This window comes from Stenotrophomonas sp. SAU14A_NAIMI4_8 (assembly GCF_003086695.1).
Lineage (GTDB): Bacteria > Pseudomonadota > Gammaproteobacteria > Xanthomonadales > Xanthomonadaceae > Stenotrophomonas.
Genome location: NZ_CP025999.1, coordinates 1,328,497 through 1,343,455, shown reverse-complemented (window position 1 = coordinate 1,343,455; position 14,959 = coordinate 1,328,497). Strand labels below are relative to the sequence as shown.

Sequence of the window (14,959 nt, the reverse complement as noted above, 5' to 3'; positions counted from 1 at the left end):
ACGGGCAGCCCAGCCCTGCGGTCAATCCGCCCGCAACTGGTTGGCGCAGCCCCGCCCCGCCGCGAAATCGGCCAGGTTGCCCATCGTGATCGCCGAAATCTCCTGCAGCGCCTCTACGGTGAAGAAGCCCTGGTGGCCGGTCACCAGCACGTTGGGGAAGGTCATCAGGCGCTGGAAGGCTTCGTCGTCGATGATCTCGCCGGACAGGTCCTGGAAGAACAGCGCGCTTTCCTGTTCGTACACGTCAATGGCCAGTTGCCCCAGCCGCCGCGACTTCAGCGCGCGGATCACCGCGTGGGTGTCCACCAGGGCACCGCGCGAGGTGTTCACCAGCATGGCGCCGGGCTTCATGCGCGCCAGCGAGGCATCGTTGATCAGGTGGTGGGTGTCCGGCGTCAGCGGGCAATGCAGCGACACGATATCGGCGCGCGCCAGCAGCTCATCCAGCGCCACGCTGTCGCCCACGTCGGCGAACGCAGCCGACGGGTACGGGTCGTGCCCCAGCACCGTGCAGCCCATGCCGCGGAAAATGCGGGCGGTGGCCAGGCCGATCTTGCCGGTGCCGACGATGCCGACCGTGCGGCCATGCAGGGTGCGGCCCAGCAGGCCGTCCAGCATGAAGTTGCCTTCGCGCACGCGGTTGTAGGCGCGGTGCGTATGCCGGTTCAGGGTCATGACCAGCGCCAGCGCGTGCTCGGCCACCGCTTCGGGCGAATAGGCCGGCACCCGCGCCACGAACAGGCCCAGCCGCTGCGCTTCGGCCACGTCCACGTTGTTGAAGCCGGCGCAGCGCAGCAGTACCGCGCGCACGCCGCCGGCGTGCAGGGCCTGCAGCACCGGCGCATCCAGCCGATCGTTCACGAATACGCAGACCGCCGCGCAGCCCTGCGCCAGGGGCGCGGTGTGAAGGTCCAGCGCGGCATCGAAGTAGACCAGCTCATGGCCCTGCCCCGCGCCCTGCTGCGCGCTGGCTTCGTCCAGGAAGCGGCGATCGTAGGGGCGGGCGCTGAATACGGCGATCTGCATGGGTGGGCCTGCGTGGGAATCCTGCCCCGACCATAGCGCGCCGGCGCTCACGCCGCAGCATCGCCCAGTACCGTATGACCCCAGGCACTTCAACCGCATCGCGCGCTCAGGCAGAATCCGCACTGTGCCCGTGCGTTGCGCGGGCTACGCAAGGAGCTGGGCCGCAATCCTCTCCACCACCATGGAGACTGCGAATGATTCGCAATGAGAACAAGGAAGGGACCGTGGTACTGCAACAGCCGCCACGCGGCGCACCGCGCGACAGCGCTCCGGCCGGGGTCCACCCCGTGCGCCGCCGCTGGCTGCCGATGGCGGTGGCCGCCGGAATCGGCTTGGCCGCAACGGCCGGCTGGTTGCTGTACATGGACGGTAATCCGTCCACCCGTGTGTACGCCAATACCACCCATGCCGTGCAGCGGCAGATTCTGGCCGATGGCAGCGTGGCCACGCTCGATGCCGGCAGCGCGCTCAGCGCCCGCTTCGGCTGGCGCACGCGGGAACTGCAGTTGGACCAGGGCCGCGTGCAGCTGGAAGTGGCACCGTCGTCGCGGGCCCTGCGCCTGCAGGCCGGCAACAGCAGCATCCGCGATATCGGCACCACCTTCCAGGTGGAACGCCTGAACGATGGCCGCGTGGAAGTGGCCTTGCTGGAAGGCGCGGTAGAAGTGACCAGCGGCAGCGCGCAGCACACGCTGGCACCGGGCCAGCAGTTGCAGGTGCTGGCCTCTGGCCGCATCCAGCCAGGCCCGCAGTTGTCCACCACCGCCGCCGCCGAAGGCTGGCCGCAGGGCGATCTGGTGTTCGACGCGACGCCGCTGTCGGTGGTGGTGGAACGCATGAACCGTTACGGCAGCACGCCGCTGGTGATTGCCGACCCGGACATTGCCGATCTGGCCGTCAGCGGCAGCTTCCGCGCAGGGGATGCGCATGAACTGCTGTCCGCCCTGCAGTTGGGGTGGTCCATCGCTGGCCAGCCGCGCAAGGATGGCGCGCTGGAACTGCGCCGCGTGTACTGAGGCCGCGGCGCATGCCGGCCGCGCAGGCGCTGCGCGCGGGGCTGCTGCTGGCCCTGCTGTGCCTGGCCTTGGTGCCGGGCCAGGCGGGCATGGCGCACGCCGGCGAACCGGCCGCCAGCAGTGATTACCACATTGGCGCCGGGCCGCTGGTACCGGCGCTGCAGGCCTGGGCGCGGCACAGCGGCGTTTCGCTGATCTTCGATGCACGTGAACTGGGCGACCTGCGCACCACCGGCGTGCAGGGCCGGCAGAGCCCCGCCGCGGCGCTGAAGCAGCTGGTGGCCGGCATGCCGGTGAACATCCTGCAGACCCCGGCCGGTGGCTACGTGCTGCGCCGGCGTGCGGCAGCGCCACCGCCGCCGCCGCTGAAAGCGCCCACGCCCGCGCCGCCCCCTCCGCCGTCGGCAGCGCCGCAGGTGGAACTGGCGCCGGTACAGGTGACCGGCAGCCGCCTGCCGCGCACCTCCGTGCAGACCACGCTGCCGGTGACCGTTGTCGACCGCGACGACATCCTGCGCAGCGGCTACGGCACGCTGTTCGACTTGCTGCGCCACCTGCCCGGCATGAACGGCCACACGCCGCTGAGCACCGCCCGCGGCGGTGATTCGCTGTACCTGCCGGTGGGCGCGGCGGCCACCACCAGCCTGGACGGCATGGGCCCGCGCGCCACCCTGTTCCTGGTGAACGGCCGGCGCCTGCCGCGCTACCCGATGGTGTCGTTGGCCGACGGCGCGCTGACCGATCTGGGCGGCCTGCCGCTCAGCTTCATCGAGCGCATCGAACTGGTGCGCGGTGGTGCGTCGGCCATCTACGGCGCCGATGCCATGTCCGGCGTGGTCAACATCATCCTGCGCGACCAGGCCGAGGGCAGCGAGGCCATGCTGCAGACCGGCGCCAGTGGCCATGGCGATGGCCAGCAGTATCGCGTGCAGGGCGCCACCGGCGGCGTGCGCAGCAATGGCGACCGCTGGTTCGCCGGCCTCGATCTGCACCGCATGCAGCACGTGGCCGGCGATCGCCGCGACTGGCATGCCGATACCTCGCTGTATCCGATCGGCCTGCTGATGGCCAACGGCGATTACTACCCGGCCACCGAGTGCCACCCACCGCTACAGGAGGACGACCAGGGCTGCTGGTTCGACAGCGTACGCCCACGTTCGCTGCAGCCGGCGTCGGACACCGTGGCCGGCTACCTGCGCTACCGCCACGAGCGCGGCGAAGGGCGATACGCGTATGTGGAAGCGCGCGGCAGCTACAACCGCCAGCGCTTCGAACTGGGCCCGACGGCGGTGGCGTTGAACTTCAACCGCACGGCCATTCTCAACGTGGTGCTGCAGGAAGGCGGCAACGTGCGCCCGCGCGTGCGCGCCAGCGAAGGTGATCTGACCGTGGGCGTGGGCCGCCAGCAGGCGGGCCGCAGCTGGGAAGCGGGCGTGAGCGCGCAGCGCAGCGAGGTGAGCTTGACCACCGATGGCGTGGTGCGCAGCGAGAAGCTGCTGGAAGCGGCGCGCGACTTCGATTTCCTGCCGGGCTTTTCCACATTGCCGCCGGGTCTGGCCGACGACCTGTTCCCAACCATCCACAGCCGTGGCCGCACCGAACAATGGCAGGGTTGGTGGGGCATACAGCGCAACCTGATGGCCCTGCCCGGCGGTGCGGCGCAGCTGGCCACCGGCATCGACCTGCGCCAGGAGCGCTGGACCTCGCAGCCGGACCCGCTGCTGGGCAAGGGCGAGCTGGCGCTGGGCCTGCCGATGGAGCAACGCCGGCTGTCGCGCAACAGCAGTGCCGCCTATGCCGAACTGGGGCTGCCGCTGGCGCACAGCCTGCGCGTGGACCTCGCCGCGCGCGTGGATCGCGATGCCGGGCAGACTGCGTTTTCACCGCGCGCCGGCCTGCGCTGGAGCCCCAGCGAGCACTGGTCGTTCCTGCTGGCCAGCGGCCGCGGCTTCCGCGCGCCCAGCCTGTTCGAGCGGCGCCGGCCACCGGGCTATTTCGGTCTGGTTGCCCTGCCCGCTTCGGACACGCTGCCACCCTGCGCGCGCCCGTTGCGCGGCGGCGGCTGCGCGGTGCAGGTGGACGTGGTGGAAAACGATGCACTGAAGGCCGAGACCTCGCGCAGCCATTCGCTGGCGGCGAGCTGGACGCCCAGCGACGCGTTCGCGCTTACGCTGACCCACAACATCGTGGAGCTGCACAACGAGATCCTGGCGCTGCAGCCCGGTGATGCGCTGTGGAATCGCGATACCTGGGTACTGGACGACCAGGGCCGGCTGCGCGATCTGCGCCTGTCCTTCGACAACATCGGCCGCACCACCTCGCGCAACTGGGTGCTGCGCGGCGAGTACCGCATCGACAGCGGTGCCAACGGGCAATGGCAGTTCGCGTTGGATGCGTTGAAGCAACAGGAACTGAAGCGCGAGCGCAGCCACGAAGCCGCGGTGGATCTACGCGGCCATGCCACCCCGGAACGCACCGCGATACTGACCGTGCAATGGCAGAACCCGAACTGGGACATCGCCCTGCGCGGCAACCGCGTAGGCCGCATGCGCGCCTGGCTGGCCGGCGAAACCTGCCCGGACGAACAGCGTGGCGAGGGGCATTGCACGAATCCGGCGCAGCTGCGCTGGAATCTGCACGTAGCGCGCCGGCTGAGCCCGCGCCTGGTGGCCGCGCTGGACGTGCACAACGTGCTGGATACCGAACCGGTGAACTACCTGCCGGGCAGTGGTAGCCAGGTGGCCGGGCTGGATGACCCGCTGGGACGGTACTTCCTGCTCACCCTGCAGTTCCGCTGACACGCCGTTTGTAGAGTCGAGCTTGCTCGACTGGCTGTTGTAGAGTCGAGCTTGCTCGACTGGCTGTTGTAGAGTCGAGCTTGCTCGACTGGCTCTTGCAGAGTCGAGCTTGCTCGACTGCTGTTGGCAGAAGCAGTCGAGCAAGCTCGACTCTACGAAAAGCGAAGTCGAGCAAGCTCGACGCTACGCGCGGGCTACCGATCGGGCGATGGCGTACTGCGCGCCGTAATACGTGCCCAGCACCAGCAAGCCCGCTACCGGCAGCCCGCCGCCAAAACGATCCCATGCCAGCAGCGAATCGCTGGCCACGAACAGCACACCACCGACCGCCGCCCAGCGCGCGCTTCGCGCCTGCATCAGCGGCAGCCGCAGGCGCTGCCAATGCCGCGCCAACGCCAGCACCGCCATCGAAGCCAGCACCGCCACATACGCCAGCACCGGAATGCGCAGCGGCACCGGCAGATGCGGCCACAGCGCCAGCACATTGCCGATGGCGAATGCTCCCAGCAGCAGTGCGGCGGCCAGCAAGCCGCGCCCTGCGTGCAGGCCGTCGCGGAACGCGGCGATGTAGCACAGGTGCGCCAGCAGGAACGCGACCAGGCCGGGCACGAAGGCATCCACCGGCAGCATCAGCGCAATATCACCCAGGCACGACAGCACCATGCCGGCCAGCACCGCACGCCGGTAGAACGGCGATGCCGCCGGCCGCGCCTGCCAGGCAATGCCGGCAATCAGCAGCGTGGTGGCCGGCTTGGCAAACCAATGCAGCCACCGCCCCTCGCCCTGCAGGAACGCGCCGATGATGGCCAGCACGGCCACCACCAGGATCAGGCCATCGCGGCGGCCGAAGCTCATCGCGCCTTCCACAGATCCGCAAGGCGATCAGGCCTGCCGGCAACGCGTTCCAGCACCGGGTACTGCAGGCCACCGTGGTAATCGATGGTCATGCTGTCGATGCGGTCGAACTGCTTCACCAGCAGCACGATCGGCGCCTTGTCCTTGCCCGCGGCGGCCACCGCGTCCTTCAGGCGTTCGCTGCTGTATTCGCGCCCGCCCACGGCAATCACCCGCATGCCCGGTGCCAGCCCTGCATTGAACGCCGGGCTGTCCCAGATCACATCGCCCACCACGCCGGTGTCCATCACGGTGGCGCCCAGCGAATACGCCAGCAACGCGGCCTTGGCACGCTTTTCCTGCGCCTTGTAGGCCTCGTTGGGGGTATCGCGGTAGACCAGCTTCCAACCGGCCAGAGCCAGGCCGCCGGTGAGCGAGCCCTGGCCATCCAGCCGCTGGCGCAGGAAGCTGGACCAGTCGTACGGCGCAATGCCGTTCAAGGTCGCCACCACGTCATCGAAGGTGTACGGGTTGACGTTCCAGTCGCCGTTGCCGACGCCGAAGAAGGCGCGCGCGAAATCGTCCAGGCTGCGGCGGTTGCCGCTGAGCGTGCGCAGCTTGCCGTCCACTTCCAGCCACAGCATCTGCCCGCCGGAGTAGTAGTCCTCGCTCATCTGGTAGTTGCGGTACGGCAGCGTGCGGCGCTGGGCGATGGTGGGATCGTTGGTGGTGTCCTGCAGCGGGCGCCAGGCCAGGCCGGGGCGGCCACGATCATAGGTGGCGGCCACGTTGGCCAGCATGTCGCGGGCCTGCTCGACCGACCACAGACCCGAGCGCGCGGCCAGCACCTGGCCCCAGAACTGGGTCTGGCCTTCGTACACCCACAACAGGCTGTCGCCCATGGGCGTGTTGAAGTTGGCGGTAGCCAGGTCTGCGCCGCGGCGGTACTTGCCGTTCCAGGAGTGGGTGTACTCGTGCGGCAGCAGATCGCGCATCCACGCGTTGCTGTCCCACTCGGTGAAGTAGCCCGGGGCGGCGCTGTTTTCGCTGGAACGGTGGTGTTCCAGGCCGATGCCGCCCAGGCGGTCGGTCAGCGCCAGCAGGAATTCATAGTGATCGTAATGGCGCGCGCCGTAGAGCTTGTCGGCCTGCTGCACCAGCGCGCGATGCAGCTTGATCTGCGCGTCGGTGGGCTTGAGCGATTTGGCATCGTCGGCGAAGACATTCAGGTGCACCGGCACCTTGGCACCCGGGTCCAGATCGATGCGCTGGTGGTGCTCGCCCGCAAACAGCGGCGAATCAACCAGGTGGTCGTAGGCAATGGGCTTGAACACCACGGTGTCGCCGTCGCGACGCGCAGTTTCCAGTGCGGTGGCATAGCCCCAGCCCTTGGGCAGGGTCACGCTGGCCTGCGCCTGCAGGTTGCGCGCATCCACGCCGGCCGGGTACAGCGAATTGGCGTTCCACTGCAGGTTCAGCATTTCCGGGGTCATCACCACCCGGCCCTGGCTGCCGCCCTGCGAAGACAGGAAATCGAAGTGGGCCACGATCTCGCTCACGCCTTCGGGCACGTCCACCTTGAACGCGTAGACGTTGTACTGGTCGCGCTGCCAGGCCAGCGGCTTGCCGTTGGCGGTCACCCGCAGGCCGGCCAGCTTGTCGATGGGGCCGGTGGGCGAATGGTTGCCGGGAATCCACTGCGGGTACAGCAGGGTCATCGGGCCGGGCTTGGCCGGCACGGTGGCGGTCACCTTGAAGATACGGCGGGCCAAGTCGCGCGCGTCCACATCGATGCGCAGCAGGCCGGGCGCGGCGGCATCGCCCGGCGGCGAGGTCTGCGCCAGCGCAGGCGTGGCGCCCAGCGCGAACAGCACGGACATCACCAGGGCACGGGTCTTCATCAGGCAGGTTCCAGCAACGGTAGAGGTACCGATGCTAGGCCTGTAGGGCGTGCGGCCCCATGGCCGAAGGTCATGGGTGGGTGGCGGTATCCACGCACGGCGTGGATCTACGGGGAAGCGCGGCCGGCAGTAGATCCAAGCCATGCGTGGATGGAGGCCATGGCAAAAGCGTGCGAACCAAGGTTCGCACCCACCAGATCAGATCAAGTCATGCCGAAGTAGATCCACGCCATGCGTGGATGGAATTCATCGCAAAAGCGTGCGAACCAAGGTTCGCACCCACCAAGTCGGTGTCGGTTCGCACCCACCAGATCGGTGCCGGTAGCGCCGGGCCATGCCCGGCGAACCCGCTGACGCGGTCAGTCGACCAACCGCAGCCGCAGTTCCTTCGGCAGCGCGAACACCATCGATTCCGGTTCGCCATCCAGTTCGCCTACGCCGGTGGCGCCCAGCTCGGCCAGGCGGGCCAGCACGCCATCCACCAGCACCTGCGGTGCCGATGCGCCGGCGGTCACGCCGATGTGCTGCTTGCCTTCCACCCAGCGCGGGTCGATCTCGTGCGCACCGTCGATCAGGTACGACTCCACGCCTTCACGGCGCGCCAGTTCACTCAGGCGGTTGGAATTGGAGCTGTTCGGCGAACCGACCACCAGCACCAGGTCGCAGCGCTTGGCTAGGTCGCGCACGGCGTCCTGGCGGTTCTGCGTGGCGTAGCAGATGTCGTCGTTCTTCGGGCCCTGCATTTCCGGGAACCGCTCGCGCAGCGCCTCGATGATGCCGCGCGTGTCATCCACCGACAGCGTGGTCTGGGTGGTGTAGGCGAAGTTCTGCGGCTGGCTGATCTGCAGCGTCGCCACCTGCTCCACGTCTTCCACCAGATAGATCTGGCCGGTGCCCGCTTCGCGGCTCCACTGGCCCATCGTGCCTTCCACTTCCGGGTGGCCGGCATGGCCGATCAGCACCACGTCACGGCCGGCGCGGCAGTGGCGGGCCACTTCGAAATGCACCTTGGTGACCAGCGGACAGGTGGCATCGAACACCTTCAGGCCACGGCGCTCGGCTTCCTGGCGCACGGCCTGGGATACGCCGTGCGCGCTGAAGATGACCGTGTTGTTGTCCGGCACTTCGTCCAGTTCCTCGACGAAGATCGCGCCGCGCTGCTTCAGGTCATCGACCACGAAGCGGTTGTGCACCACTTCATGGCGGACGTAGATGGGCGCGCCCAGCGTTTCGATCGCGCGCTTGACGATCTCGATCGCACGATCGACACCGGCACAGAAACCACGCGGGTTGGCGAGCAGCACATCCATCAGTTCAGTCTCCCGGCAGCGGCCGGCTTACGGTTTCGGGGTGGCATTATCCGCCTTTTTGGCGGACTTGCCGTCAAACAGGCCAAACAGGGCAATGCCGATGGCACCGACCACGATGGCCGAATCGGCGATGTTGAAGGCCGGCCAGGTGTAACTGCCCACGTACCACTGGATGAAATCGACCACGTGGCCATGCACCTGGCGGTCGATCACGTTGCCGATGGCACCGCCGATGATCAGCGCGTACGGCACGGCAGCCTTCCAGTTGCCACGGGCGGTGCCGCGCAGCCACCAGGCCATCAGCGCGCTGATGGCAATGGCCAGCAGGGTGAAGAAGTGCTTCTGCCAACCGCCGGCGTCGCTCAGGAAGCTGAAGGCCGCACCGGTGTTGTAGGTGCGGTACCAGTTCCAGAAGCCGTCGATGACCACCACCGGCTGGAACTCGGGCAGGCTGGACAGCACCCAGGCCTTGGACCACTGGTCCAGGCCGATGATGGCGGCCGACAGCAGCAGCCAGACCAGGGCGTTGGGGTGCGGGCGTGCGGCGGCCATCAGAACCAGCTCCGCAGTTCACCGGCACCGGTGACGTTGCTCACGCAGCGGCCGCACAGTTCCGGGTGGTCGGCGTTGCTGCCCACGTCGGCACGGTGATGCCAGCAACGTACGCACTTGGCCTTTTCGGTCGGCTGCGCGCTGACGAACACTTCGTCGGTGGTCGCCGGGCGCACCTGCACGTCGCCACTGATGAACAGGAAGCGCAGTTCATCGGCCAGCGGCTGCCACTTCGCCGCCTGTTCTTCGTTGGCGGCAATGGTGATTTCCGCTTCCAGCGCGGCACCGATCGCGCCGTTGGCACGCATCGGTTCCAGCACCTTGGCCACCTGCTCGCGCACGGCCAGCAGCTGGTCGAAATCGGCCGCGTTGAGCTGGGCATCGGCCGGCAGCGGCGCCAGGCCGTCGTACCAGGTGGTGAACAGCACGTGGCCGGCACGGTCGCCCGGCAGGTAGCCCCACAGCTCGTCGGCGGTGAAGGTGAGGATGGGCGCGATCCAGCGGGTGAACGCTTCGGCGATGTGGTACATGGCGCTCTGCGCCGAACGACGACCGTGCGAATCGGCCGGCATGGTGTACAGGCGGTCCTTGGTCACGTCCAGGTACAGCGAGCCCAGGTCCACGCTGCAGAAGTTCAGCAGCAGCTGGACGATCTCGGCCATGTTGTAGTTGTCGAACGCGGCCTTGATCTTTTCCTGCAGTTCCCAGGCGCGGTGCACGATCCAGCGGTCCAGCGCCACCATCTCGTTCAGCGGGCGCAGGTGCTGGGCCGGATCGAAACCGTCCAGGTTGCCCAGCAGGAAGCGCGCGGTGTTGCGCAGGCGGCGGTAGGCATCGGCGTTGCGCTTGAGGATCTCCTGCGACAGCGACATTTCATTGCTGTAGTCGGCCGAGGCGATCCACAGGCGCAGGATGTCCGCGCCCAGCTTGTTCATGATGTCCTGCGGCTCGATGCCGTTGCCCAGCGACTTGGACATCTTGCGGCCGTGCTCGTCCACGGTGAAACCGTGGGTGAGGCACTGCTTGTACGGGGCGCGCTGGTCGATGGCCACGCCGGTCAGCAGCGAGGACTGGAACCAGCCGCGGTGCTGGTCGGAACCTTCCAGGTACAGGTCGGCCGGCTTGCCGAAGCCGCGCGCTGCCAGCACGCCTTCATGGGTGACGCCCGAATCGAACCAGACATCGAGGATGTCGGTGACCTTCTCGTAGTCGGCCGCTTCGGCGCCCAGCAGTTCGCTGGCATCCAGCGAATACCACACGTCGATGCCTTCAGCTTCCACGCGGTCAGCCACCTGCTGCATCAGTTCCACCGTGCGCGGGTGGATCTCGCCGGTCTGGCGGTGGGTGAACAGCGCGATGGGCACGCCCCAGGTGCGCTGGCGCGAGATGGTCCAGTCGGGGCGACCGTCGACCATGCTCTGGATACGCGCTTTGCCCCAGCTCGGGAACCAGCCCACGGTGTCGATGGCAGCCAGCGCATCGTTGCGCAGGTTGGCCTTGTCCATCGAAATGAACCACTGCGGGGTGGCGCGGAACACCACCGGCGTCTTGTGGCGCCAGCAGTGCGGGTAGCTGTGGCGGATCGGGTGGAAGGCCAGCAGCGCGCCGTTGTCGCGCAGCACGCCGACGATGGCCTCCTGCGCCTTCCACAGATGCTGGCCGGCCAGCACCACGTCACCGGCCGGCGGGGTCGATTCCAGATACACGCCACGGCCATCGACCGGAGTGATCTGGCCGGCGTTGTACTTGTCCAGCAGGCCGTACTTCTGGCTGACCACGTAGTCTTCCTGGCCGTGGCCGGGGGCGGTGTGCACCGCACCGGTACCGTCTTCGTCGGACACGTGTTCGCCGTTCAGCACCAGGATCTCGCGCTGCGGGTAGAACGGGTGCACCAGCAGCTGGTTTTCCAGCGCGGCACCGGTGGTTTCACCGTGCAGCACCACGTTTTCCACGCCGTAGCGCTGCAGTGCGCGCTCGGCCAGCGCGGCGGCCAGCACCAGCCAACGGCGCTTGCCGTTGTGCGCCGGGCCTTCGGCCAGCACGTAGCGGATCTCCGCGCCCAGCGAAACGGCCAGCGATGCCGGCAGCGTCCACGGCGTGGTGGTCCAGATCGGCACCGCCACTTCCACGTCGGCCGGCACGCTCACGCCAAAGGCCTGCGCCACGGCCTGCGCATCGCGCGCGGCGTAGGCCACGTCGATCGCCGGCGATTCCTTTTCCTGGTATTCGATTTCCGCTTCGGCCAGCGCCGAACCGCAGTCGAAGCACCAGTAGACCGGCTTGGCGCCGCGCACCAGGTGGCCGTTGGCCACGACCTTGGCCAGCGCACGGATCTCGTTGGCTTCGAAATCGAAGCTGAGGGTCTTGTACGGGTTGTCCCAGTCGCCGGTCACGCCCAGGCGCTTGAAATCGGCGCGCTGGATGTTGATCTGCTCTTCGGCGAATTCACGGCACTTCTGCCGGAACTCGACCGCGTCGAGCTTCACCCCGACCTTGCCCCACTTCTTTTCCACCGCGATTTCGATCGGCAGGCCGTGGCAATCCCAGCCCGGCACGTAGGGCGCATCGAAGCCGGCCAGGTAGCGCGACTTGACGATGATGTCCTTCAGGATCTTGTTGACCGCGTGGCCCAGGTGGATGCGGCCGTTGGCGTACGGCGGGCCGTCATGCAGCACGAACAGCGGGCGGCCGGCGGCATTGTCGCGCAGCTGCTGGTAGAGCCCCTGCTCTTCCCACCGCGCCAGAATGCCCGGCTCGCGCTTGGGCAGGTCGCCGCGCATCGGGAATTCGGTGGCTGGCAGGTTCAGGGTGGTCTTGTAGTCCTGGCTCACGCAGTGGCTCGCAATCTATGTTCGGAAAGAAGGGCGCGCGCCTGTTCGGCGTCGCGGTGCATCTGGTCGGTCAGCGCCGCCAGATCATTGAATTTCTCTTCGTCGCGCAGCTTGGCGACGAATTCCACGTCGATGTGACGACCGTACAGGTCGCCCTGGAAATCGAACAGATGGGCTTCCAGCAGCGGCTCCACGCCTTCCACGGTGGGCCGGGTGCCGAAGCTGGACACCGATGGCCACGGCTGGTCGAACACCCCGTGTACCCAGGTGGCGTAGATACCCGACAGCGCCGGGGTCTTCGGGAAGCGCAGGTTGGCGGTGGGGAAGCCCAGGGTGCGGCCGAGCTGGCGCCCACGCACCACCCGCCCGCTGATCGAATACGGGCGGCCCAGCAGATCGCCGGCACGGGTGAAATCGCCGGCCTGCAGCAACTGGCGGATGCGCGTGCTGGAAATGCGTTCGCCGTGCAGGTCCACCGCTTCGATCTCGCCGGCGCTGAAGCCCAGCTCGCTGCCCATGGCCTGCAGCAGGGCCAGATCGCCACGACGGCGGTTGCCGAAACAGAACTCCGGGCCGATCCACACTTCGCGCGCGCCCAGCCGGTGGGCCAGCAGCTGGCGAACGAAGGTTTCGGCCGGCATGGCCGCCATGGCCGCGTCGAAGCGCAGCAGGCCCACGGCATCCACGCCCAGGTCCTGCAGCATCTCGACCTTGCTGCGGGCCAGGGTCAGCCGCGGCGGCGGCGTGCCCTGTGCGAAGAATTCACGCGGCAGCGGCTCGAAGGCCACGGCCACGGCGGGTACGCCCACGGCGCGCGCGCGGGCGACCGCGTGGCGGACCAGCGCACGATGGCCCAGATGGAGGCCGTCGAATGCGCCGATACAGACCACGCTTCCGTTGGGGAACAGCTCCCCGCCCTCGACGCTTCTGAACAGCCTGCTCATCAACTCTCGTTCCGGCCCACCCGGGGCCGTCGCTTCAATGGTGTAACCCTGAAGTATAGCCGCCATGGGCGGCGATCAATGGCCGCGCAGGTCGCGCGGGCGGAAGCCCATGGCCACCATGGCCACCGCATAGGTGGCGCCACCGCCGCCGACCAGCAGGCCCAGCGCGCCGATCCGCTGCCACACGCCCATGCTGCCGAAGGCCGGCAGCCAGTGCAGCAGGGCCAGCAGCACGGCCACCATGGCCACGCAGGCCAGCAGCAGGCGGGTCAGGTAGCCGCCCCAGCCGGGCCGACGCTGGTAGACATCGGTCTTGCCCAGCCAGTACCAGAGCAGGCCCAGGTTCAGGTAGCTGGACAGCGCGCTGGCAATGCCCAGCGCCAGGTGCAGGCCCGGCTGCTTGCCGATGGCGGCCATCACCCCCTGCGCCTTCAGTTCGTCGGGCACCATCACCTGGTACAGCACGGCCAGCAGGGCGAAGTTGAACACCATGTTAGCCACCAGCGCGGCCACGCCGGCACGCACCGGGGTCTTGGTGTCCTGGCGGGCGTAGAAGGCCGGCAGCACCACCTTCAGCAGGGCGAACGCCGGCAGGCCGAAGCTCAGGCCGTACACCGACAGCGCGGTCATGCGGGTGTCGAAGGCGCTGAACTGGCCGTGCTGGAAGATGGTGGCGATCAGCGGTTCGGCCAGGAACAGCAGGCCCAGCATGGCCGGCACCGAGATCAGCAGGGTCATGCGCAGGCCCCAGTCCAGCGAGCGCGAGAAGCCTTCGCGATCGGTGCTGACGTGGTGGCGGGCCAGGGCGGGCAGGATGACCGTGCCCAGTGCCACGCCGAACACGCCCAGCGGCAGTTCCAGGAAGCGATCGGCCAGCGACAGCCAGGACTGCGAGCCATCGGTCAGCTTGGCCGCGATCACCGTGTCCAGCAGCAGGTTGATCTGCGCCACCGACGAACCGAACAGGGTCGGCACCATCAGGGTCATCACCTTGCGCACGCCCGGGTGGCTCCAGCCCCAGCGCGGCAGGGTGAGCAGGTTGATGCCCTTCAGCGACGGCAACTGGAACAGCAGCTGCAGGATGCCGGCGGCCAGCACCGCCCAGCCCAGCGCCAGGATCTGCTTTTCCGGGGTGCCGCCCAGCCGCGGCGCCAGCCACAGCGCGCCGGCGATCATGCACAGGTTGAGGATGACCGGGGTCAGCGCCGGCATGGCGAAGCGCTGGAAGCTGTTCAGCGCGCCACCGGCCAGGGCGGTGAGCGAGACGAACAGCAGGAAGGGGAAGGTCAGGCGGAACAGGTCGACCAGCAGGCCCTGCTTGACCGGGTCGGTATCCACGCCACTGGAGAAGACCGAGGCCAGCTGCGGCGCGAAGATCAGCGCCAGCGCGGTGACCAGCATCAGCACCCCACCCAGGGTGCCGGCGGTGCGGGCCATCAGTTCGCGCAGCTCGGCGTGGCTGCGGGTTTCCTTCACTTCCGTGAACACCGGCACGAAAGCGGTGGCAAAGGAGCCCTCGGCGAACAGCCGGCGCAGGAAATTGGGTATCCTGAAGGCGACCCAGAAAGCATCAGTGATGGCGTTGGTGCCGAACGTGGTGGTCACCACGAAGTCCCGGACAAGTCCGAGAACGCGCGAGACCATGGTCATGCTGCTGAACGACAGCAGGCCCCGCAACAACTTGGGTGAACTCACTCAGCGTCCCTCTTGACAATCGACTTGACGTGCATTTCTTACGCCATCATAC

General features: G+C 68.0%; 10 protein-coding genes. 2 read left to right on the top strand and 8 right to left on the bottom strand.

The annotated features are described in order from the left end of the window. Positions 1 to 21: 21 nt before the first annotated feature. Entirely contained in the window at positions 22 to 1,026 is a 1,005-nt protein-coding gene (locus tag C1930_RS06220) for a 2-hydroxyacid dehydrogenase (RefSeq protein ID WP_108771321.1), read from the bottom strand. Positions 1,027 to 1,220: 194 nt separating this feature from the next. On the opposite strand from C1930_RS06220, the gene C1930_RS06215 reads away from it, so the two are divergent. Beyond that, the gene (locus C1930_RS06215; RefSeq protein WP_234412741.1) at positions 1,221 to 2,042 is read left to right on the top strand and encodes a FecR domain-containing protein; all 822 of its coding nucleotides are present in this window, start codon (positions 1,221 to 1,223) and stop codon (positions 2,040 to 2,042) included. A gap of 11 nt (positions 2,043 to 2,053) precedes the next feature. Next, complete coding sequence (locus C1930_RS06210; protein ID WP_108771319.1) at positions 2,054 to 4,840, top strand: TonB-dependent receptor; 2,787 nt, start codon at positions 2,054 to 2,056, stop codon at positions 4,838 to 4,840. Positions 4,841 to 5,023: 183 nt separating this feature from the next. Here C1930_RS06210 and C1930_RS06205 read toward each other — a convergent pair whose 3' ends face one another. The 7 genes from C1930_RS06205 to murJ all read right to left on the bottom strand — a co-directional run bounded on the left by C1930_RS06205 (position 5,024) and on the right by murJ (position 14,892). Then, on the bottom strand, positions 5,024 to 5,695 hold the full coding sequence (locus C1930_RS06205; protein WP_108771318.1) for a lysoplasmalogenase: 672 nt from the start codon (positions 5,693 to 5,695) through the stop codon (positions 5,024 to 5,026). Beyond that, entirely contained in the window at positions 5,692 to 7,575 is a 1,884-nt protein-coding gene (locus C1930_RS06200; protein ID WP_108771317.1) for a M61 family metallopeptidase, read from the bottom strand. The genes C1930_RS06205 and C1930_RS06200 overlap by 4 nt, the downstream gene beginning before the upstream one ends. Before the next feature lie 359 nt (positions 7,576 to 7,934). After that, positions 7,935 to 8,885 (bottom strand): 4-hydroxy-3-methylbut-2-enyl diphosphate reductase, encoded by a 951-nt coding sequence (gene ispH / locus C1930_RS06195; RefSeq protein ID WP_108755693.1) that lies wholly within the window; start codon positions 8,883 to 8,885, stop codon positions 7,935 to 7,937. A 27-nt stretch (positions 8,886 to 8,912) separates the two neighbouring features. After that, complete coding sequence (gene lspA / locus C1930_RS06190) at positions 8,913 to 9,437, bottom strand: signal peptidase II (RefSeq protein WP_108761511.1); 525 nt, start codon at positions 9,435 to 9,437, stop codon at positions 8,913 to 8,915. Continuing rightward, a complete protein-coding gene (gene ileS / locus C1930_RS06185; protein ID WP_108755691.1) occupies positions 9,437 to 12,268 on the bottom strand; it encodes an isoleucine--tRNA ligase in 2,832 nt (943 codons plus the stop codon). The genes lspA and ileS overlap by 1 nt, the downstream gene beginning before the upstream one ends. Further along, entirely contained in the window at positions 12,265 to 13,212 is a 948-nt protein-coding gene (locus C1930_RS06180) for a bifunctional riboflavin kinase/FAD synthetase (RefSeq protein WP_108752489.1), read from the bottom strand. The genes ileS and C1930_RS06180 overlap by 4 nt, the downstream gene beginning before the upstream one ends. A 75-nt stretch (positions 13,213 to 13,287) precedes the next feature. Next, the gene (murJ, locus tag C1930_RS06175) at positions 13,288 to 14,892 is read right to left on the bottom strand and encodes a murein biosynthesis integral membrane protein MurJ (protein ID WP_108755689.1); all 1,605 of its coding nucleotides are present in this window, start codon (positions 14,890 to 14,892) and stop codon (positions 13,288 to 13,290) included. Positions 14,893 to 14,959: the final 67 nt, after the last annotated feature.